Origin of the sequence: Afifella sp. YEN Y35, from assembly GCF_047553465.1 — a bacterium.
Classification (GTDB): Bacteria; Pseudomonadota; Alphaproteobacteria; order Rhizobiales; family Afifellaceae; genus Afifella; species Afifella aestuarii.
The window spans coordinates 2697460-2717567 of the sequence record NZ_CP180203.1; the positions used below are offsets into that span (position 1 = coordinate 2697460).

General features: G+C 65.3%; 15 protein-coding genes. 7 read left to right on the forward strand and 8 right to left on the reverse strand.

What is annotated here, in order from left to right:
• Positions 1-74: 74 nt before the first annotated feature.
• From ACK8CP_RS12850 to ACK8CP_RS12865, 4 genes are all read right to left on the reverse strand, one after another.
• A complete protein-coding gene (locus ACK8CP_RS12850) occupies positions 75-1064 on the reverse strand; it encodes an ABC transporter ATP-binding protein (RefSeq protein ID WP_414832067.1) in 990 nt (329 codons plus the stop codon).
• Positions 1061-3046 (reverse strand): dipeptide/oligopeptide/nickel ABC transporter permease/ATP-binding protein, encoded by a 1986-nt coding sequence (locus ACK8CP_RS12855; RefSeq protein WP_414832068.1) that lies wholly within the window; start codon positions 3044-3046, stop codon positions 1061-1063. The genes ACK8CP_RS12850 and ACK8CP_RS12855 overlap by 4 nt, the downstream gene beginning before the upstream one ends.
• A complete protein-coding gene (locus ACK8CP_RS12860) occupies positions 3043-3990 on the reverse strand; it encodes an ABC transporter permease (protein ID WP_414832069.1) in 948 nt (315 codons plus the stop codon). The genes ACK8CP_RS12855 and ACK8CP_RS12860 overlap by 4 nt, the downstream gene beginning before the upstream one ends.
• Positions 3991-4363: 373 nt before the next feature.
• Positions 4364-5935, reverse strand: a complete 1572-nt coding sequence (locus ACK8CP_RS12865) for an ABC transporter substrate-binding protein (protein WP_414832070.1) — start codon at positions 5933-5935, stop codon at positions 4364-4366.
• Positions 5936-6229: 294 nt separating this feature from the next.
• Between ACK8CP_RS12865 and ACK8CP_RS12870 the strand changes: the two genes are divergently transcribed.
• From ACK8CP_RS12870 to ACK8CP_RS12880, 3 genes are all read left to right on the forward strand, one after another.
• On the forward strand, positions 6230-7753 hold the full coding sequence (locus ACK8CP_RS12870; RefSeq protein ID WP_414832071.1) for a phospholipase D-like domain-containing protein: 1524 nt from the start codon (positions 6230-6232) through the stop codon (positions 7751-7753).
• A 111-nt stretch (positions 7754-7864) separates the two neighbouring features.
• The gene (locus ACK8CP_RS12875) at positions 7865-8587 is read left to right on the forward strand and encodes an endonuclease/exonuclease/phosphatase family protein (protein ID WP_414832072.1); all 723 of its coding nucleotides are present in this window, start codon (positions 7865-7867) and stop codon (positions 8585-8587) included.
• 210 nt (positions 8588-8797) lie between these two features.
• Positions 8798-9025: a sulfurtransferase TusA family protein gene (locus tag ACK8CP_RS12880; protein ID WP_128292162.1), complete on the forward strand. Its 228-nt coding sequence runs from the start codon at positions 8798-8800 to the stop codon at positions 9023-9025.
• A gap of 42 nt (positions 9026-9067) precedes the next feature.
• Here ACK8CP_RS12880 and ACK8CP_RS12885 read toward each other — a convergent pair whose 3' ends face one another.
• The gene (locus ACK8CP_RS12885) at positions 9068-9748 is read right to left on the reverse strand and encodes an HAD family hydrolase (protein WP_414832073.1); all 681 of its coding nucleotides are present in this window, start codon (positions 9746-9748) and stop codon (positions 9068-9070) included.
• Between the two features lie 311 nt (positions 9749-10059).
• Here ACK8CP_RS12885 and ACK8CP_RS12890 point away from each other — a divergent pair, with 311 nt between their 5' ends.
• Positions 10060-11538 (forward strand): alanine/glycine:cation symporter family protein, encoded by a 1479-nt coding sequence (locus ACK8CP_RS12890; protein ID WP_414834257.1) that lies wholly within the window; start codon positions 10060-10062, stop codon positions 11536-11538.
• 124 nt (positions 11539-11662) lie between these two features.
• The gene (locus ACK8CP_RS12895) at positions 11663-12022 is read left to right on the forward strand and encodes an HNH endonuclease (RefSeq protein WP_414832074.1); all 360 of its coding nucleotides are present in this window, start codon (positions 11663-11665) and stop codon (positions 12020-12022) included.
• A 52-nt stretch (positions 12023-12074) separates the two neighbouring features.
• On the opposite strand, the gene pncB is transcribed toward ACK8CP_RS12895, so the two are convergent.
• Positions 12075-13379: a nicotinate phosphoribosyltransferase gene (pncB, locus tag ACK8CP_RS12900; protein WP_414832075.1), complete on the reverse strand. Its 1305-nt coding sequence runs from the start codon at positions 13377-13379 to the stop codon at positions 12075-12077.
• Between the two features lie 215 nt (positions 13380-13594).
• Complete coding sequence (locus ACK8CP_RS12905) at positions 13595-15028, reverse strand: MFS transporter (RefSeq protein WP_414832076.1); 1434 nt, start codon at positions 15026-15028, stop codon at positions 13595-13597.
• Positions 15029-15646: 618 nt separating this feature from the next.
• Here ACK8CP_RS12905 and ACK8CP_RS12910 point away from each other — a divergent pair.
• Both ACK8CP_RS12910 and ACK8CP_RS12915 read left to right on the forward strand, forming a co-directional pair.
• Positions 15647-15940 (forward strand): type II toxin-antitoxin system HigB family toxin, encoded by a 294-nt coding sequence (locus ACK8CP_RS12910; RefSeq protein ID WP_414832077.1) that lies wholly within the window; start codon positions 15647-15649, stop codon positions 15938-15940.
• 2 nt (positions 15941-15942) lie between these two features.
• Positions 15943-17166, forward strand: coding sequence for an ImmA/IrrE family metallo-endopeptidase (locus ACK8CP_RS12915; protein WP_414832078.1), 1224 nt, complete (start codon positions 15943-15945; stop codon positions 17164-17166).
• Between the two features lie 70 nt (positions 17167-17236).
• Here ACK8CP_RS12915 and ACK8CP_RS12920 read toward each other — a convergent pair whose 3' ends face one another.
• Positions 17237-19984, reverse strand: a complete 2748-nt coding sequence (locus ACK8CP_RS12920; RefSeq protein WP_414832079.1) for a cation-transporting P-type ATPase — start codon at positions 19982-19984, stop codon at positions 17237-17239.
• Positions 19985-20108: the final 124 nt, after the last annotated feature.

Below are 20108 nucleotides of genomic sequence, written 5' to 3' on the forward strand. Positions count from 1 at the left end.
GCGACGGAGGGCTGATGCGCGCTTTCGCCACGCATTTGCAGAAGCGTTAAAAACTGGGTCGGAAGACCGCCCGCTCAGGCGGTTTCGCGCGCCGCCTCGGCGGGTGTCTCGGAGATCGGAAAGAAGCAGGCTGCCGCCTGCGTCTCCGACGGCCGGTCGGCCTCGAGCGTCGGCCGCTCTTCCCGGCATTTCGCCTGCGCATGGGGGCAGCGAGGCGCGAAGGCACAGCCCGGCGGCGGGTTCAAAGGGTCGGGCAGTTCGGCCAGCTCCACCTCGCGGCGGATGCGCCTTTGCCCCGGCACCGGGGCGGCATCGAAGAGGAGCTTCGTATAGGGGTGGCGTGGGCGCCGAAAGAGTTCGCGGGTTTCGGCGATCTCCACGATGCGGCCGAAATACATGACCGCCACCCGGTCCGAGACATTGCCGACGACGGAGAGGTCGTGGCTGATGAAGACATAGGTGAGGCCGAGCCGCCCCTTCAGATCCTCCAGAAGATTGAGCACCTGCGCCTGCACCGAGACATCAAGCGCCGAGACCGGCTCGTCGAGAACGATGATCTCCGCTTCCGCCGCGAGCGCGCGGGCGATGCCGATCCTCTGGGCCTGGCCGCCGGAGAATTCGTGCGGATAGCGGTCGAGGAAATCGGAGGCGAGTTTGACCGCCTCCATCAGCTCGTCCATCCGCGCCTTGCGCGTCTCCTTCTTCATGCCGAGAAGATGGATCATCGGCGCCTCCAGAATGGCGCGGATGGTCTTGCGCGGATTGAGGGCGGCCACCGGATCCTGGAAGAGATACTGGATCTTGCGGGCCGTCTCCAAAGAGCCGGTGAGCGGCGTGCCTTTGAGCGTGATCTCGCCTTCCGACGGCCGGTCGAGGCCGACGAGCATGCGCGCGAGCGTCGACTTCCCGCAGCCGGATTCGCCGACGATGCCGAGCGTTTCGCCCTCCTTCACGGTGAGATCGACGCCCTGAACCGCATGCACGCGCGGGCGTGCGGCGCCGAACAGGGTGCGGCCGCCCCCGAAGAAGCGCTTGACGCCCGTCATTTCCAAAAGCGCGCTCATTGCCCCGCCTCCGAAGGGGCGTCCGTAGGGGCGTCTGCAGAGGCGTCCGCATCGTCGACGAGCGGATAAAGACAGCGCGCCATGCGCCCCGGCGCCACCTCGCCGAGCGGGATGTCGCCGGCCCGGCAGTCGGGTTGCGCCCGCGGGCAGCGCGGTGCGAAGGCGCAGCCCTCCGGCAGCCGGTTGAGCGGCGGCGGCAGGCCCTCGATCGCGTCGAGCCGCCGGTCGGGATCGTCGAGAAGCGGCACGCAATCGATGAGTTTGCGCGTATAGGGATGCGCCGGCGCGTCGAGCACGTCCTCGGTCCGCCCCATCTCCACGATGCGCCCGGCATACATCACCGCCACCCTCTCGCAGATCTCCGACACGACACCGAAATCATGGGTGATGAAGAGCACGGCGGTGTGCTTCTCGTGGCGGAGATCATCGAGCAGCTTCAGAACCTGCGCCTGCACGGTGACATCGAGCGCCGTCGTCGGCTCGTCGGCAATCAAGACCTCCGGCTCGTTGACGAGGGCGATCGCGATCGCCACACGCTGGCGCATGCCGCCCGACAGCTCGTGCGGATAGCTCTTCGCCCGCTCTTTCGGGTTCGGGATCTGCACGGCGCCGAGAAGATCGACCGCCTTCGCCCAGGCCTCGGCACGGCTCACTGGCTGGTGCGCGCGCACCGCCTCGGCGATCTGGTCGCCGACGGTGAAAAGCGGATGCAGGCTCGACAGCGGGTCCTGAAAGATCATCGAGATCTCGCCGCCGCGCAGGCGCCGGAGCTCGCCGTTGCGCATTTCGAGCACGTCGCGTCCCTCGCGCATCACCCGTCCGCCGACGATGGCGCCCGGCGGCGAGGGAACGAGGCTTGCGATCGACAGCGCCGTCACCGATTTGCCGGAGCCGGATTCGCCGACGAGCCCCAGGCATTCCTCCTTGCCGAGCCTCAGATCGACCCCGCCGACGGCACGAAAGACGTCGCGCCCGATCGAAAACTCGGTCTGAAGCCCGACGACATCGAGCGCACCGTCCTGCTCCGCCGGCATCTCCGGCACGTTTCGCCGCTTCACCTGCGTGCGCGCCGAAGGGTGGGCGAGCGCGCCGGAGCGCAGGCGCGGATCGAGCACGTCGCGAATGCCGTCGCCCAGAAGATTGATGCTCATCACAATGATGAAGATCATCACGCCCGGAATGATCGACACGTAAGGCGCGGTGAAGAGGAGCTTCCTTCCCTCGCCCAGCATGGAGCCGAGATCGGCCTGCGGCGGCTGCGCCCCGAGCCCCAGAAAGGAGAGCCCCGCGGTCTCCAGGATCATCCAGCCGACCGTCGTCGAGAGCGCGATGACGATCGTCGGCAGCACGTTCGGAAAGATCTCCGTCGCGACGAGCCGGATCGGTCCCTTGCCGGAAAGCTTCGCCGCCTCGACGAAATCGCGGCGCGCGAGCCCCAGCGTGATGCCGCGAATGTTGCGGGCGAAGAAGGGGATGTTGACGACGGCGATCGCATAAAGCGCGTTCAACAGCCCCGGCCCCAGGACCGCGACGATCGCGAGCGCCAGGAGAATGTACGGAAACGCCATCAGCATATCGATGCCACGCATCATCAGATGGTCGGTGCGCCCGCCCGCATAGCCGGCGACGAGCCCGATGAGAGACCCGAAGAAGGCGGCGATCAGCGAGGCGGAGATGCCGACGGCCAGCGAGATCCGCGTCCCCCAGACGAGGCGCGAAAGAATATCGCGGCCGAGATGGTCGGTGCCGAGAAGATGGCCTTCTGAGAGCGGCCGCTGCAGCCGCTCCGCCGGCGCCGTCGCATCGGGCGGGGCAAGCGGCAGAAGCGGAGCCGCCAGCGCCACCAGAACGACGAGGCTGAGAAGCACGAGGCCCAGAGCCGCGAGCCGGTTGTTGGCGAGGAGCCGCCAGGAGGCGGGCCTGGACGAGCGTGCGGCTGCCGCGGGCTCGGCCTCTTCGCCGGTCTCTTCCGCCACGCTCATGGCTTCAGCCTCGGATCGAGCATCGCCTGCACGACGTCGGCGGCGAGATTGAAGAGCACGTAGCTCGCCGCCACGACGAACACCCCGCCCTGGACGAGGAGGACGTCGCGGGTCGAAATCGCCTTCACCAGCATGTCGCCGATCCCCGGCCACTGGAACACCGTCTCGATGTAGACGGCGCCGCCGAGCACGAAGCCCGCCTGAATGCCGATCACCGGAATGACGGAGACGAGCGCCGCCTTGAAGGCGTGACGATAGATCACCCGCCGCTCCGACAGGCCCTTGGCGCGGGCGGTGCGGATATAATCCTGGCGCAGAACCTCCAGCATCGAGGCGCGCGTCATGCGCGCGATGACGCCCGTCGCCACGACCGCGAGCGTCGTCGCCGGCAGGATCAAATGCTTGGCGAGATCGAGCGGCCCGCCGCCGCCATAGATCGCCTCCATGCCGCTTGCCGGCAGCCAGCGGAGATCGACGGCGAAGACGAGAATGAGAAGAAGCCCGAGCCAGAAGGAGGGAATGGAAATGCCGATCAGCACCAGAAAGGTGATGATGCGATCGGCCCAGCCGAACTGGCGCACGGCCGAAACGATGCCGGCGAGAAGCCCGAAGATCGAGCACAGAACGAGCGAGGTGCCGGCGAGGATCAGCGTGGCGCGAAAGCGCTCCAGCACCTCGTCGATGACCGGCCGGTTGAGCGAATAGGAGCGCCCGAAATCGCCCTGCAGCACATTGCCGATCCAGACGAGATATTGTTCCGGCAGCGAACGATCGAGGCCGAGCTGACGGTTCAATCGCTCGACATTTTCAGGCGTCGCATAGGAGCCGAGGATCGCCGTCGCCGGATCGCCCGGGATCGCCGCGATGATCAGAAAGACGATGATCGACAGGCCGAAGAGGACGGGAATAGCGGCCAGAAGCCGCCGGCCGATATAGGCAGTCATCGCCCCCCTCCCCCATTGCCCGAGCGCTCTTCTCGCCTTTGAGCGAAGGGCTGCTCCGGGCGGCTACCGGATACGGTGAGGACATGATGCATCGGCGCGGCCCGATGGCACGGCGTCCTTCCTCTCCCTTGCAGGGAGAGGTCGGCAGACCGAGCAGAGCGAGGGCTGGCGGGTGAGGGCGCGGCGTTTCGACGAGATTGAGAGAGGTTGGGACGCTCCGAGCCCGCCCCCTCACCGCCCGCTGCGCGGGCACCTCTCCCCGACGGGGAGAGGAACGGCGTAAGAAGCACGCCCGACGCAACACACGACCCCGTCCGGCCGGCCGTCGGCCGATCCGGCGATGTCGACGCCGAGCCGCGAGCTCCCACGCGCCTCACTGCTTCGTCACGTCCTTCAGATGCAACAGGAAGGAGGGCTGCAGCGAAAAGCCTCCGACCCTTTCCGTCGTCACGGCGTTCTGTTTCCAATTGGCGATGAAGATCCACGGCGCGTCGTCGTGGATGATCACCTGCGCCTCCTTGTAGAGCTCGGCACGTTCGTCCTGATCGGTGGCACGGCGCGCCTTCTCCAGAAGCTCGTCGACCTTCTCGTTGGAATAATAGCCGGAGTTGAAGCCGCCCTCGTCCGGCAGCGCGTCGGAGCGCAAGGTGAGATAAGGCAGCGTATCGGGATCGTTGGTCATCCAGGCCATCTCGGCCATGTCGGCCTTGCCTTCCAATCCCGGATTCACCTGCGCCAGGAACGTGTTCCACTCATAGCTTTCGATCTTCGCATCGAGCCCCACTTTCGCGAGATCGGCCTGAATGGCGGTGCCCATCGGCACGGGATCGAGCATGCCGGAGCCGCCTTCCGTCACGTAGAAGGTGAGCTCAGCCTTCTCCACGCCGGCCTCCTTCAGGAGCGCCTTCGCCTTTTCCGGATCGTAGGGATAGGGCTTCACGTCGTCATTGTGCGCCCAGGCGAAAGCCGGCGGCACCGGGCCGGCGGCGACCTCGGCGGTCCCCTGCAGCACATTATCGACGAGCGAACGCTTGTTGATGGCGTAATTCACCGCCTGGCGGACGCGCTTATCGGCAAACGGCCCCTCTTTGGTGTTCAAGATGACGTACCAGAGATGCGGCCCCGCCTGCTCATAGACCTTGAAGGTCGGATCGTCGGCAAACGTCTTGAGATTGTCCGGCGGCACTTCCACCATCACGTCGATGCCGCCCGACAGCATCTCGGCGATGCGCGTATTGGCATCCGTGATCGGGCGGAAGACGACGGCCTCGAGCGAGGGCGCGCCGTCCCAGTAATCGTCGTTGTGGGAGAGCACGACGCGGGTGTTGGAATCCCAGGTCTCGAACTTGAAGGGCCCCGTGCCGACCGGATGGCGGCCGACATCCTTGCCGTATTCCTTCACCGCCTCGGGCGAGACGATGAGCCCCGTCGGATAGGCGAGATTGGAGAGGAAGGGCGCATAAGGCTCCTTCAGCTTGAAGACCACCGTCATGTCGTCGGGCGTGGAGATCTCGTCGACGGAGGAGAAGAAGAAGGCGAGCGGGAAGGGTCCCGTGTCGTGATAGGGATGGTCCTCGTCGAGCATCCTCTCGAAATTGAACTTCACCGCCTCGGCATTGAACGGCGTGCCGTCGTGAAAGCTCACGCCTTCGCGCAGATGGAAGGTGTAGGTGAGCCCGTCCTCGCTCACCTCCCAGGATTTCGCCAGCGCCGGTTCGGGCTCCAGCGTGCCGTCCTTGGTGCGCACCAGCCCGTCATAGAGATTGACGAGAATGCGGAAATCGTTCGACGCGGTAACGGCGTGCGGATCGAGCGATTTCGGCTCGGCGATCTGCCCGACGATGAGAACATTCGGGGGCGTCTGCGCCTCGGCGCTCGGCACGAAACCGGCGGCCAGAGCAAGCGCGCAAAGCCCGAACAGGGCGGTTCGCCAGAGACCTCGCATCGGCATTCTCCTCTATTTCTGTTCGCCTATTCCATCATGAGGCACACAGGGAAAGCAAACCCGCCCGCCTCCAAACCTCGCGGCCAAAACCCAGCAACCGCAATTTGCCGAGACATTGCAGGCGCTTCGGCAGGGCGAGGAGATTTCTGCAGCCAACAAGACCGCGGCAAAGTCGCCAGGATCGAACCGCGCCCCCCTTGCGTTCATCTCTTGGCGCCGCAGATGAGGTGCGTATCAGCACAATTTTTCAAGCTTTCGAGGATGCCTTTGCCGCAAAGCTCGACCAAAACCGACATGTCCCGTGCCCGCCCATCTCCGGATGACGAGGCCAGGCAGTCCGCAAGCTCGTTCGCACCCATCCTGGAGCCCGGGCACAATTGCTGGCGCATCGACAAGGCGCGGCGCGCGAGCCTCCTCATCGACGGTGCCGCGTATTTCCGCCGTCTCGACGAAGCGCTGCGCAAGGCACAGCACTCGATCCTCATCATCGGCTGGGACTTCGACGCGAGCGCGCAATTGCGCCCCGACAAGGAAGGCTCCGAAACGCTCGGCACGCTGCTGCGCTCGCTGGTGGAGGAAAAGGACGACCTTCAGGTCCAGATCCTGATCTGGAACCTGTCGCCGGTGCACACGCCGAGCGCGACCCTGCCGCTCATCGTCGGCGCCGACTGGGAAGAGCATCCGCGCATTGCGCTGCATCTCGACAACCATCACCCGGCCTACGGCGTGCAGCACCGCAAGATCGTCGTCATCGACGGCGTGCTCGCCTTCGTCGGCGGCATCGACCTCACCATCAACCGCTGGGATACGAGCCACCATAGACCGGAGGAGCCGGCCAGGCGCACCACCTCCGGCAATTCCTACGAACCGATCCACGACATGGTGATGATGGTCGACGGCCCCGTCGCCCGCTCGATCGCAGAGCTCGCCCGCGGTCATTGGGAGGCGGCGACGGAGGAGAAAGCGGCGATTCCGTCGGCGGAAAACCTGCCAGAAGACGGCAAAGCAGGCGGCATCGAAGATCTCTGGCCGGAGGATCTCGATCCGGATTTCAGCGATATCGATATCGGCATTGCCCGCACCGTGCCCGCCATCGAGAAAGAGCGCGAGGTGCGCGAAATCGAGAGCCTCACCTTCGACGCGCTCAAATCGGCACGCGATACGATCTATATCGAGAACCAGTATCTCTCAGACGACAAGGTCGGCGATATCCTCGAAGCGCGGCTCGCCGAAAAGGACGGGCCGGAGGTCGTCGCCGTCATCACGCGCGCCAATCAGGGCATGATCGAAGGCTGGTTCATGGGCGGCAATCTGAACCGCATGATCCGCCGCATGCGCCAGTGCGACCGCTATGGCCGGTTCGGCATCTACCATCCGGTGGCCTCCGTCGATCCGCATCTGGAAATCATGGTGCATGCCAAGGTTCTCATCATCGACGACCGGCTGCTGCGGGTGGGCTCCTCCAATCTCAACCGGCGCTCCACCGGCCTCGACAAGGAATGCGATCTCGCCATCGAAGCCCGCGACGAGGATTGCCAAAAGGTCATCCGCCGATTGCGCGACCGGCTGCTTGCCGAGCATCTCGATTGCACGCCGGACACGCTCGCCCAGGTGAGCGCGGAAGAAGGCACGCTGGTGAAGGTGATCGACCGGCTCAACACCCACAACAAGCGCCTCATCGATTTTCCCGAGGTGACGACGCACGGCGCCAAGAAGCTGATGCCCGGCACCCGCCTGTTCGATCCGCGCGGCCCGATCGCTCTCTTCGGGCGCATCCGGCGCAAGGGCAGTCCGCATCGGCGCCGCAAAAGCGGCTAGCCCGCAGTCTCGCCCGGAACCACAGCGCCCGGCCCCGCGTATGCCCAGGTGCAGACACGAGAGCCTTCCGAAACGACAGAAACGCCGGGGCCCAAGACGCGGCTGCGCGTCATGACCTGGAACATTCATGGCGGCGCCCCCTGGGGCGGCCGGCGCAACCTCGAGCGCGTCAAGGAAATCGTCGCGGCGCACGATCCCGACATCGTCGCGCTGCAGGAGGTCGATTCCCGCCGCAGCGCCGCCGAGGCGATCTCCGCCTTCGACGACCTTGCCGCCGGCCTCAGCGATGGGCTCGGCGCCGGGCTCGGCAAAGGGCTCGGCGCCCATGCGACGCATGCGAAGACGATCATCGCGCCCGACGGCGAATTCGGCCACATGCTGATCAGCCGATTTCCCTTCGCCGGCACCCACACCCATGACATCTCCATCAAAGGCCGCGAGAGGCGGGCCGTCATCGACGCGCTTGTCGACACGCCCGGCGGGAAGCTGCATGTCGTCGCCGCGCATTTCGGTCTCGGCTTCGCCGAAAGGCGCCATCAGGCGCGCTTCGCCGCCGAACTCACCCGCCCGGACGCGGCGGCCGCCATCATGCTCGGCGATTTCAACGAATGGCAGTGGCGCGGCGCCGTGCGGCAGGTTCTCCTTCAGGCCCTGCCCGAGCGCACGCCGGAGCGAACCTTTCCGGCGCATCTGCCGCTCCTGTCGCTCGACCGGATCTATGGGCGCCCCGCCGGCCTCATCGTGAAGAGCTTCATCGACCCCGCCGGGCGGCGCGCCTCCGATCACCTACCTTTGATCGCCGATCTCGATCTGGCCGCCGCCGCCCGCGCCTGACGCCGTCTGCGCCGCCACGTCAAGAAAACCGGCGCTCTCCGCCGTCTGCCGGGCCTCCGCCGCACCCGCGTCCAAGCCGCGAAAACGGCACGCTGTGCCATTGCGTCACGTCGGCAACCCCCTTGCCGGGGGCCATTTGATTCCTACCGGCAAAGCGCCCGGCCGGCATTGCGCCTGGCCGGTATTGCGCCCGGACGGCGGGAGGAAAACATGGCTGATCAGGTTCTCGACGCGAAAGGGCTCAATTGCCCGCTGCCGCTCTTGCGCGCCAGGAAAGTCCTGGAAGAGCTGCCCTCCGGCAGCACGCTCGAAGTCGTCGCGACGGATCCCGGCACCGTCAGAAACTTTCAGGATTTCTGCCAGACGAGCGGTCACGAACTGATGGAATCGCGCACGGAGGGCGACGTCTTCACCTTCGTCATCAAACGCTGCAACTGATTTGAACTGACTTGCACGGCCTGCGGGGCGGGCAGACCTCATTCAAGCCTCTTCCGTCACCGCAGGCGGACCGCAGACGAGCGCCTTGAGCTCGCCGAGCGTTGCAATGACATGCTCGGGCGCGAGCGCCAGGCAGTCTGACGCGTCGCCATAGCCGTAGCGGGCGAAACAGGCGGCGATGCCGGCCGCTTTGGCAAAGGCGAGGTCGGCCCGCGTATCGCCGACCATCAGATAATCGCCGAGGGGCCGCGCGCCGAAACACGGCGCGACCCGCTCATGAAAGACCGCCGGATCGGGCTTCATCGGCGCGCCGGGCTCGGCCGCGATGATGGCGCTCACCTCGATCTCAAAGCGGTCGAGCGTCGCCTCGATGGCTCTCACGCCCTTGTTGGACAAGACCACGACCGCCATGCCCGCCTCTTCTAAGGCGGCGAGCGTCTCGTGCGCCCCCTCAAAAAGCTGCGTATGTTCGGCGTCGATCGCCGGATACCTGTCGCGATAGGTTTCAACGCAGCGAGGGATCTCCTCCGGCGTCAGTTGCGGCACCAGGACCGCCACGGCCTCATCGAGCGGCAGGCCGGCCGCGATCACCTCTTGGATCTTCTCCTCCTCCGGCATCGCAAAGCCCGACTCGGCGAGCGTCCGGCCCATACAGGCAACGACCGATCGGCGGGTGTCGGCGAGCGTGCCGTCGAAATCGATGAGAACGATGCGGTAGGACATGGCGGCAAACTAGGACGATTCTTTCGCCGTTTCACGGCCTCACGAACGGGACCGTTCTCGCGCCGGATCTTGGGCCGACTGTCCACGACCGACCCTTTGCGGATCAGTCACTTGGCTATGCAGTATTGGCTGCCAGAAGGGGCTTGAAAAGCCGTCGTCCGCGGCGCCTCGGCAGTTTTTATCATCATTATAGCTTTCTCCAAGCAACTCACGCCGCTGTCGAAACTTACCTTCTTTGCGGACTAAGAAATTTTGCGTCACGCAGATTTCTCGGGCTCGACAACAGGCTCACTCAGCGAGGGGATGGGATGCTGGACGCTGTTATCGATTTCACCAACGACATTTTGTGGAGCTACGTCCTCATTTACGGCCTTTTGGCCGTCGGAGTGTTCTTCACGCTCAGGCTCGGCTTCATTCAGTTTCGTCATTTTCCGGAGTTTCTGCGTGTCGTGCGCGGCTCGCGCTCCAGCGACAAATCCGGCATTTCGCCTTTGCAGGCGCTCACCGTGTCGCTCGCCTCGCGCGTCGGGACCGGCAACCTCGCCGGCGTTGCCGTCGCTTTGACCCTCGGGGGACCGGGGGCCATTTTCTGGATGTGGATGGTGGCGCTCGTCGGAATGGCGACGGCCTATGCGGAATCGACGCTCGCCCAGCTCTACAAGGTGCGCAACGAAGACGGCGATTATCGCGGCGGACCCGCCTTCTACATCGCCCGCGGCCTGCGCCTGCCCTGGCTCGGCGGGCTTTTCTCGGTCTTCCTGATCCTCTCCTTCGGCCTCGTCTTCAATGCCGTGCAGGCGAATTCGATCGCCGATGCGGTGGAGGCGGCCTTCGGTGTTCCGAAACTCTGGATCGGGCTCGGCCTCGCCCTTCTGTCCGGCATCGTCATCTTCGGCGGCATCCGGCAGGTGGCGCGGGTGGCCGAGATCGTCGTGCCCTTCATGGCGATCGCCTATCTCATCGTCGCCTTCTATGTGCTCATCGTGCACTATGCCGAATTGCCGGGGGTCTTCGCGCTCATCGTCAAAAGCGCCTTCGGGCTCGAGGAAGTGGCGGGCGGCGTCACCGGTGGCATCGCCGCAGCCATGCTCAACGGCGTCAAACGCGGCCTCTTCTCCAACGAGGCGGGCATGGGCTCGGCGCCGAACATCGCCGCCGTCGCCACGCCCGACCCGCACCATCCCTCCAGCCAGGGCATGGTGCAGGCGCTCGGTGTCTTCATCGACACGCTCCTCATCTGTTCGGCGACCGCGTTGATGATCCTCTTGTCCGGCGTCTACACGCCCGGCCAGGAGGTGACGGGGACGGAGCTGACGCAGAACGCGCTCTCCGCCCATATCGGCGATTGGGGCGTCTATTTCGTCGCCGTGGCGATCTTCTTCTTCGCCTTCACCTCCATCATCGGCAATTACTCCTATGCCGAAAACGCCATGACCTTCCTCGGTTTCGGCGGCAAGGGAGGGCTCACCGTGCTGCGCGTCGCCGCGCTCCTGATGGTGATCTGGGGATCGCTGCAATCGGTGCGCACCGTCTTCCACACGGCCGATGCGTCCATGGGATTGATGGCCACCATCAACCTCATCGCCATCGTCGCCCTGTCCGGGACGGTCACCAAGCTCACGCACGATTACTTCAAGCAGAAGAAAGCGGGCCAGGAGCCGATCTTCGACAACGACTTCTATCCGGAGCTCGCCGGCAAGATCGACGGCACGATCTGGACGCGACATGGCGATCTCGCCAAGCGCGACACGGCACCGTCCGACCAAGAGCTCGGGTCCGGCCGCGCCTGACCACCCGGTCATATCTGGGCCGGTCATGTCTGGGCCGGCCATGTCTGGGCCGGCCATGTCTGGGCCGGCCATGTCTGGGCAGTCATGTCTGGGCGGCCATAATCACCCTGGGGGCGTCGGATCCGTGTCGGCGCCCCCAGTCTCGAGGCACGGATCGCTTTATTCTGCGGCTCGGAGCGCCTATCTCGCCTGCCACATGGTCTCAAGCGATCCCTCGACCGACATCTGCTGGCTGTGCGGGCGCCCGCTCGGGCGGCGCGTCGAATGGCATCATCCGGTGCCCAAAAGCCGCGGCGGGCGGGAAACGGTGCCGATCCACCCGATCTGCCACCGCACGCTCCATGCCGTCTTCTCGAATGCGGATCTTGCCCGCTTTGAAGCGGAGGGAACGTCCGTCTCCGCCCATCCGAAGATCGCCAAATTTCTCGCCTGGATCGCCAACAAGCCGCCGGATTTTCACGCCCCGACGCATCGCCGGCGCTGATTGCGCCCGCTCAGCGCGTCAGCCACGCAGACCCGCATCGTCTCACAAAAGCTCAGACGAAAACCTCGCGGTCGATGCGGCCCTTGGAGCCGAAGACCTTCAGATAGCGCTCGATCTCCTCTTCCGGCCCGCTCGCCTTTCGCGGATTGTCGGAGAGCTTGACGACCGGATGGCCGTTGGCGCTGCTCACCTTGCAGACGAGCGAGATCGGATCGAGCGCCCCGCAGGGCTCCGGCGCGCAGCCGCGGAAATCGTTGGTGAGATTGGTGCCCCAGCCGAAGGACATGCGCGCCCTGCCGGAAAAATGCCGGTAGGTTTCCTCGATCGTGTCGACGTCCATGCCGTCGGAGAAGATCAGAAGCTTTTCTGAGGGATCGCGCCCTTTCGACCGCCACCAGGCGATGATCTCCTCGCCGGCGGGAATGGGCGGGGCGGAATCGGGGCGAAAGCCGGTCCAGTCGGCGACCCAGTCGGGCGCGTTCTTCAAGAACGCCGTCGTGCCGTAGGCGTCGGGCAGGACGATCAGGAGATTGCCGCCGTAGAGCGTCTCCCATTCGCGCAGCACCCGGTAGGGCGCGCCCCGAAGCGCCGCGTCGTCGGGCGACAGCGCCGCCTCCACCATCGGCAGCTCGTGCGCGTTGGTGCCGATCGCCTCCAGATCCGCATCCATCGCCAGAAGCACGTTCGAGGAGCCGATGAAGGCGTCGCCCAGCCCCTCCTTCAACGCCTCCACGCACCAGCGTTGCCACAGAAAGGAATGCCGCCGTCTCGTGCCGAAATCGGAGAGCCGCAAATTCGGCAGCTGGCGCAGCCGCTCCACCTTGTCCCAGAGTTTTGCCTTCGCCCGCGCATAGAGAACATCGAGCGCGAAGCGTCCCATCGGGCGCATGGCGGCGCGCGACCGGAGCTCGTTGACGATCGCGAGCGCCGGGATCTCCCACATCGTGGTGTGCGTCCAGGGGCCGTGGAAATCGAGCTCGAACTGCCCGTCGACGCGCTTCAGCTCGTATTCCGGCAGGCGGAATTTGGCGAGCCAGGCGAGAAATTCCGGCTCGAAGATCTGCGAGCGGCCATAAAACGAATTGCCGGCGAGCCAGATCATCTCCTTCTTGGTGAAGGTGAGCGAGCGGGCATAATCGAGTTGATCGCGCAGCTCCGCCTCGTCGATCTCTTCGGCGAGCTTCACCCGGCGCGTGCGGTTGATCAGCGAAAAGGTGACCTTGGTGTCGCGGTGCAGACGCCAGATCATCTGCAACATCAAGAGCTTGTAAAAATCCGTGTCGAGCAGGGAGCGAACGATCGGGTCGAGCTTCCAGGTGTGATCGTAAACGCGGCTCGCGAGATCGGTCGTCGCCATTCAAGGATGTTCCGTCTTCTTCGAAGCCAGGGGGGGAGAAGGGCCGTCCCCGAAAGGCAAGCCCCTGGGGGCGGCACAGTCAAGCATTCCTGGCGTGTGGAGAAAACGGCGAAAGCCAAAAAGCCGCGCCGGTTCCGGGAGATGAAACCCGCCGGAGGGCTTTGCGCACGGCGAACCGGCGCCAGCGGGCGACATGACCTCAGAAAACGATCGGCCTAACGATCCTTTTCGGGCGGCGCGTTCTCGTCGTCGTCCACGTATTCCGGCCCGTAATCTTCCTTGTGCTGCAGGTTTTCCGGCGCCGGCTCCTCGGCCTCCGAGGCCGGCTCGTCGCCATCCAAGGCCGTCTCATCGGTTTCCGGCGCGCCCTCGCCGCTGTCCGATTTGGCCTCGGCGCCTTCCTCCTCGTCGCTCTCCGACGCCGCCTCGGTGTACCATTCATAGGCCGCCTCGACGGCGACGGTCGAAGAGTTCGGCAGCACGCTGACATAGGCGGAATCATCGCCGGCCGGGGCCGGACGCTGCGACATGCGCCAGCCGGTATGGACCGCGATGATCGCAAAGAGCACGGCCAGGATGACCCAGAAGAATTGCGGGCCGGCGAGATCCATCGCCTGGCCGGTCATCAGCGGGCCCGCGATCGCGCCGACCCCGTAAATGAAAACCATGCCGCTCGCCGCCGCCGGCATATCCTCGTGGTCGAGGTAATCGTTCGTGTAGGCGATGAGGAGCGAGTAGAGCGGGCTTGCCATGCCGCCCATGACGAGCCCGGCCGCCAGAAGCGCGATCAGGTTTCCCGACAGGGTGAAGGCGACGCCACAGGTCACAGCGCCGACCGCCGACAGCGTCAGGATCAGGACCCGCCGATCCATGAAATCCGACATCCGGCCGACCGGAAACTGAAACAGGAAGGAGCCGGTGAAGAGGGCGGCGACGAGCGCCGAGATCTCACGCACATCGAGCCCGATCTTGGCGCCATAGACCGGGGACATGCCCATCTGCGCCGCAAACACGCCGCCGAGCACCAGCGTGCCGACCGCCGCCGTCGGCGAGCGATCGTAGAGCTGGCGCAGCGACATCGCCTTGGGCGATTGCACCGCCGGAATCGGCACGGCCGACAAGAGCACCGGCGTGAAGGCGAGCGAGACGAGGATCGACGCCCAGACGAACAGAGAAAAGCCCGCCGCATCGCCGAAATTCAAAAGCCCCTGCCCCGCCACCATGCCGAGCATCTGCGCCACCATATAGGACGACAACAGCATGCCGCGCGTCTCGTTGGTGGCGCGGTCGTTGAGCCAGCTTTCCGACGTCACATAGATGCCGGACAGGCAGAAGCCGAGCATCAGGCGCAGGATCGTCCACGACCACGGATCGGTCAGAAGCGGAAACGCGATGAGCCCCGCCGACATCAACGAGCCGAGGGCTGCGAAGACCCGCACATGGCCGACTTTGCGGATCATCTCCGGCGTCCAGCGCGAGCCGACCAGAAAGCCCAGGAAATAGCCCGAGGTGACGAGCGACAGCTCGAACGTCGAAAACCCCTCGAGATCGCCGCGCACACCCATCAGCGTCGACTGCATGCCGTTGCCGACCATGATCAGGAAGACACCGAAGAGAAGCGCCCAGACGCTCGTGACGAGCTGAAACATATTTTTCCCCGATGCCTGAATGCATTTCGGTCGCCGATGTCGCGGCGTTCAATGTCACCGCGCTCACTTTCACCGTGACCACCTTCACCACGGTCACTTTCACCGCGGTCACTTTCACCACGCTCACGTTCAGCGCGATCACGTTGACCACGATCACGGCCCCCCCCCCGCCTTCACCCGACCCGAGGTCTCCGGCCGGCTTTTCAGCTCAGCCTTCGCCCCAAGTCGTCGCTCGGCGGCTCGCTCGCACGCCGCGCAGGCGTGTCCACCAGGAACCTAGATTTCGCGGATTTTTGCGATGTCCAGCAAAGCGACGATGACAGCGGCCAGAACAACCCAATCCTGAAGGATCAAGACAGGCTCAACCGGACCAAAACATCGCCCGCACGAACACCGCCGCCCCCATGCCCGAGACACCCTCTGCAAGCTTGCCGGAAAGCGACACGCAGATGCCTCGGGGGCGGCACGGGGAGAGATGGGATCAGCCGGTCGTTTGGATCTCAGCCGGGGCGGCTCAGCCCTCGACAACTCCGTGCAATTCTCGCGCACCTTGAATTGCTCCCATTACGGGAACATATTAAATTGACGCCGTAATAGCTCCCTGTATAAACCTCATATATGAGGATCATTGCTCGGCCCAGGCTGATCGCTTTCGGGGAGCGCTTTCCCGATGCGAAGGCGCAACTCGATGTGTGGTGGGCAGAGGCCAGGCGGGCGGAATGGGCATCGCCGGCAGACATCAAGGCTCAATACCGCAATGCGAGCATTCTCAAAGGCGGGCGCGTGGTCTTCAACATCTGCGGGAACAAATATCGCCTGATCGTGAAGTTCGACTACGCAAAGAGGATCGGATTTGTCCGCTTTCTGGGGACCCATAAGGAGTACGACCAGATCGATGCGGAGGAGGTGTGACGATGAGTGACTATCGTATTCGGCCCATTCATTCAGACCAGGACTATGCCGCCGCTCTCGCCCGTGTCGAAGCGCTCATGGAGATGGGCCGCTCTCCGGCAGAAGACGACGAACTCGACGTGCTCGCGACGCTGGTCGAAGTCTATGAGGACCAGCACTTCCCGATGGACACGCCCGACCCGGTCGAGGCCATCAAGTTTCGCATGCAGCAGCTCGACATGAACCAGAGCGACCTCGCGCCGATCTTCGGAAGCCGCGCGAAAGCCTCCGAGGTGCTCCATGGCAAGCGGGACCTCACGCTGAAGATGATCCGAGCTCTGCACAAGCACCTCGGCATCCCCGCGGAGATTCTGATCGGCGACGGAGGTTTGCCGAAAGCTCCCACGGGAATCGACCTCGACCGTTTTCCCCTCGCCGAAATGGTGCGGCGTGGCTGGATCAAGAAGACAGAAAACCTGAAAGACCATGCGGAAGAGATCGTGCAAAGCCTGATCGCCTGTGCGGGCGGCCAGGAAGCTTTGCCGAAAGCGCTCTTCCGCCAGGGTCACGGCGCGCGTGCGAACGCCAAAACGGACGTCGATGCCTTGCGGGCCTGGTGCCTTCACATCCTGTGCAGGGCACGCGATGCTGGTCTCGAAGGCCGCTACGAGACAGGTACGATCGATCTTGAATTCCTGCGCGACCTGGCCCGTTTGAGCACGTTCGACGAAGGGCCGAAGCTGGCGAGGGAGAAGCTCGCGCAGCACGGCATTGCCTTGGTCGTCGCCGCCCATATGCCGAGAACCTATCTCGACGGCGCGGCACTCTGGACCGTCGAAGACGTGCCGGTGGTGGGCATGACGATCCGATACGACCGCCTCGACAATTTCTGGTTCTGCCTCCTGCACGAACTCGCGCATCTTGGCCGCCATTTCCTCGAAGGCAACGACGAGATGTTCATCGACGACCTGCAACTGCGCGAACGCAACCATGACCGCGATGACGTGCGGGAGCGTGAAGCGGACGAATGGGCCCAAGAAGCGCTGATCCCGTCAGACCTCTGGGAGAAACATCCAGCGCGTTCCAACCCGAATGTGCGCAACATCCTTTCTCTCGCACACGAAGCCGGCGTCCATCCTGCGATCGTGGCCGGGCGCATCCGTCACGAGAAAAACAACTACCGCCTCCTGTCGCAGTTCGTCGGCGCAAAGGAAGTCGGGCGTTTGCTGATGGAGAATGCCGGCTGAGCGGTTGCGCGGAGCGCCCTGAAAGGCGCCCTCCTGTTGCAAACCGTCAGGAGGCCCAGGGCCTCCCTCCTCACCCCCTCCACCGCCTCACAACCCCCTTCTCCACCTCCAGCACCGCAAACAGCACCACACCCACCCCGAGGATCATCGCGCCTTCGCTCGCCGACAGCGGGCGGCTTGCGAAAATGAACTGCGCTGGCGGCGCATAGGTGAAGAGAAGCTGCGCCGCGATCTGGATCGCCACGCCGATCAGAACGGCGCGCGTGCCCATCAGGCCGCGCCAGGTGAGCGAGGGGCCGCCGATATAGCGGATGGAGAAGAGATAGGCGATTTCCATCACCACCATGGTGTTGACGACGATGGTGCGCGCCGTCTCCACGCTCTCGCCGCGCCAGAGCGCGAGATTGAACATGCCGAACAGCCCGACGACGAAGAGCCCCGAGACGAAGACGATCCGCCACAACAGGAAGGGCGAGACGAGCGGCTCGTCCGGCTTTCGCGGCGGCCTTGCCATGGTGCCGGGCTCCGTCGGTTCGAAGGCGAGCGTCAGCCCGAGGGTGACGGCCGTCACCATGTTGATCCAGATGATCTGGGCGGGCGTCACCGGCAGCGTCAGGCCGAACAACATGGCGCCGATGATCGCCGCCGCCTCGCCGCCATTCGTCGGCAGCGTCCAGGCGACGACCTTTTTGAGATTGTCGTAGACGGTGCGCCCCTCGCGCACGGCGGCGACGATCGAGACGAAATTGTCGTCGGCGAGCACCATGTCGGCCGCCTCCTTGGCGGCCTCGGTGCCCTTTTTCCCCATCGCGACACCGACATCGGCCCGTTTCAGGGCCGGCGCGTCGTTCACCCCGTCGCCGGTCATGGCGACGACCGCGCCTTGCGCCTGCAGCGCCTCCACGATGCGCAGCTTGTGGGCGGGGCTGGCGCGCGCGAAGACGTCGGTCGCGGCGACGCGGGCGGGAAACTCCGCCTCGCCGATCTCATCGAGCTCGGGTCCGGTCAAGACGGCGACATCGCCGCTCAAGCCGAGCCTGCGGCCGATCGCACCGGCGGTCGCGGCATGGTCGCCGGTGATCATCTTCACGGCAATGCCGGCGCGCCTGCAATCGGCGACGGCCTCGCGCGCCTCCTCGCGCGGCGGATCGATGAGCCCGACGAGGCCGATGAGGCTCAGCCCGCCCGCCACATCGGCCGGCGACAGCGCGTCGACGCTGTCGCCCACCACTTTGGCCGCGAAGGCCAGAACCCGGCGCCCGTCCGCCGCCAGCATCTCCACATGGCTTTGCCATTTCGCCCGGTCGAGCGGCACTTCGCCAGCCTCATCCACCTGGCGGTCGCACATCTGAAGCACGCATTCGGGCGCGCCCTTCACATAGACGATGCGGGCGTCATCCTCCTGGTGCAGCGTCGCCATGAACTGGGTGGTGGAATCGAAGGGCAGCTCGTCGCGCCGCTCAAAGGCGCCGCGCGTCGTCTCCCAGTGCCAGCCGGCGCGCGCGGCAAAGGTGACGAGCGCCCCCTCCATCGGGTCGCCCTCGACGACCCAGCCGTCCTCCGTCTGGCGCAGGCTTGCATCGTTGCAGAGAAGGGCGGCGCGGGCGAGAAGCCCGAGCGCGAAATGCGCCTCTTTGTCGACCGGCTCGCCGTTTCTGATGGGCTCACCCTCCGGGGCATAGCCCGAACCCACGATCTCGATCTCGCCATCGGCCAGGATCGCGGAGGAGACGATCATCTCGTTGCGCGTCAGGGTGCCGGTCTTGTCGGAGCAGATGACGGAAACGGAGCCCAGCGTCTCGATCGCCGGCAGGCGGCGGATGATGGCGTTGCGGCGCGCCATGCGTTCCACGCCGATGGCGAGCGTGATGGTCATCACCGCCGGCAGGCCTTCCGGGATCGCGGCCACCGCAAGTCCGATCACCGCCATGAAGGCCTCTTCCCAGGCATAGCCGGTGAGGAAAACGCCCCACAGGAAGACGAGCACCGCAGCGCCCAGAATGACGAAGGTGAGCTGGCGCGCAAAAATGTCCATCTGGCGCAGAAGCGGCGTCGTCAGCTGCTCCACCGAGGAGAGAAGCTGCGTGATATGGCCGAGCTCCGTCGCTTCGCCGGTCGCGACGACCACGCCGGCGCCCTGGCCGTTGACGACGAGCGTGCCGAAGAACGCCATGGAGCTGCGGTCGCCGATCGGCGCATCCGCCGCGACCTCGCCCAGCGCCTTGTCGGCGGGCACGGATTCGCCGGTGAACGCCGCCTCCTCGATGCGAAGCCCGCGGGCGCGGAAGAGCCGGAGATCCGCCGGCACGCGGTCGCCCGCCTCCAGAAGCACGATATCGCCGGGCACCAGCTCTTCGATCAGCACGGTGAGGCGCCGCCCGTCGCGGAGAACGGACGCGTGCGGGCTCACCATGCCGCGGATCGCCTCGAGCGCCTTTTCCGCCCGCCCCTCCTGGATGAAGCCGACGACGGCGTTGATGACGACGACGCCGAGGATCAGCGACATGTCGATCCATTCCGCCAGAAGCGCGGTCACCACCGCCGCCGCCAGCAGCACGAAGATCAGAAGATTGTCGAACTGGGCGAGGAAACGCAGAAGCGGTCCGCGCGGCTTTGCGACGGGCAGACGGTTTTCCCCGAAGCGGGCAAGCCGGTCGGCCGCCTCCGCCGTGCTCAGCCCGTCGCGGCTTGCGCCAAAAGTGTCGAACACCGTCTCGAGCGGCGCGGCATGAACGGCGACATCGGCTCGCGCCTCCGCGGCATGGCCGCGGCTCAGGGCCGTCTCGTCGCGTCCCTCTTCCCGAATGTCCCGCACCATCCGAACCTCCCGCCCGCCAGGCATCGGGCGCTGCCGTTCCCCGAGGCTTTCTGCCGCCGCGAGACCCACAGACATGGCCCACACCGGGGGTCCGCCAGGGTCGCGCGCAGGTCCCGCCGGGCGT

What these genes read in the sequence shown, in the direction of transcription:
- ACK8CP_RS12850 (WP_414832067.1), bottom strand. Translation starts at nt 1,064, where the DNA reads ATGAGCGCGCTTTTGGAAATGACGGGCGTCAAGCGCTTCTTCGGGGGC.
- ACK8CP_RS12855 (WP_414832068.1), bottom strand. Translation starts at nt 3,046, where the DNA reads ATGAGCGTGGCGGAAGAGACCGGCGAAGAGGCCGAGCCCGCGGCAGCC.
- ACK8CP_RS12860 (WP_414832069.1), bottom strand. Translation starts at nt 3,990, where the DNA reads ATGACTGCCTATATCGGCCGGCGGCTTCTGGCCGCTATTCCCGTCCTC.
- ACK8CP_RS12865 (WP_414832070.1), bottom strand. Translation starts at nt 5,935, where the DNA reads ATGCGAGGTCTCTGGCGAACCGCCCTGTTCGGGCTTTGCGCGCTTGCT.
- ACK8CP_RS12870 (WP_414832071.1), top strand. Translation starts at nt 6,230, where the DNA reads ATGTCCCGTGCCCGCCCATCTCCGGATGACGAGGCCAGGCAGTCCGCA.
- ACK8CP_RS12875 (WP_414832072.1), top strand. Translation starts at nt 7,865, where the DNA reads ATGACCTGGAACATTCATGGCGGCGCCCCCTGGGGCGGCCGGCGCAAC.
- ACK8CP_RS12880 (WP_128292162.1), top strand. Translation starts at nt 8,798, where the DNA reads ATGGCTGATCAGGTTCTCGACGCGAAAGGGCTCAATTGCCCGCTGCCG.
- ACK8CP_RS12885 (WP_414832073.1), bottom strand. Translation starts at nt 9,748, where the DNA reads ATGTCCTACCGCATCGTTCTCATCGATTTCGACGGCACGCTCGCCGAC.
- pncB (WP_414832075.1), bottom strand. Translation starts at nt 13,379, where the DNA reads ATGGCGACGACCGATCTCGCGAGCCGCGTTTACGATCACACCTGGAAG.
- ACK8CP_RS12905 (WP_414832076.1), bottom strand. Translation starts at nt 15,028, where the DNA reads ATGTTTCAGCTCGTCACGAGCGTCTGGGCGCTTCTCTTCGGTGTCTTC.
- ACK8CP_RS12910 (WP_414832077.1), top strand. Translation starts at nt 15,647, where the DNA reads ATGAGGATCATTGCTCGGCCCAGGCTGATCGCTTTCGGGGAGCGCTTT.
- ACK8CP_RS12915 (WP_414832078.1), top strand. Translation starts at nt 15,943, where the DNA reads ATGAGTGACTATCGTATTCGGCCCATTCATTCAGACCAGGACTATGCC.
- ACK8CP_RS12920 (WP_414832079.1), bottom strand. Translation starts at nt 19,984, where the DNA reads ATGGTGCGGGACATTCGGGAAGAGGGACGCGACGAGACGGCCCTGAGC.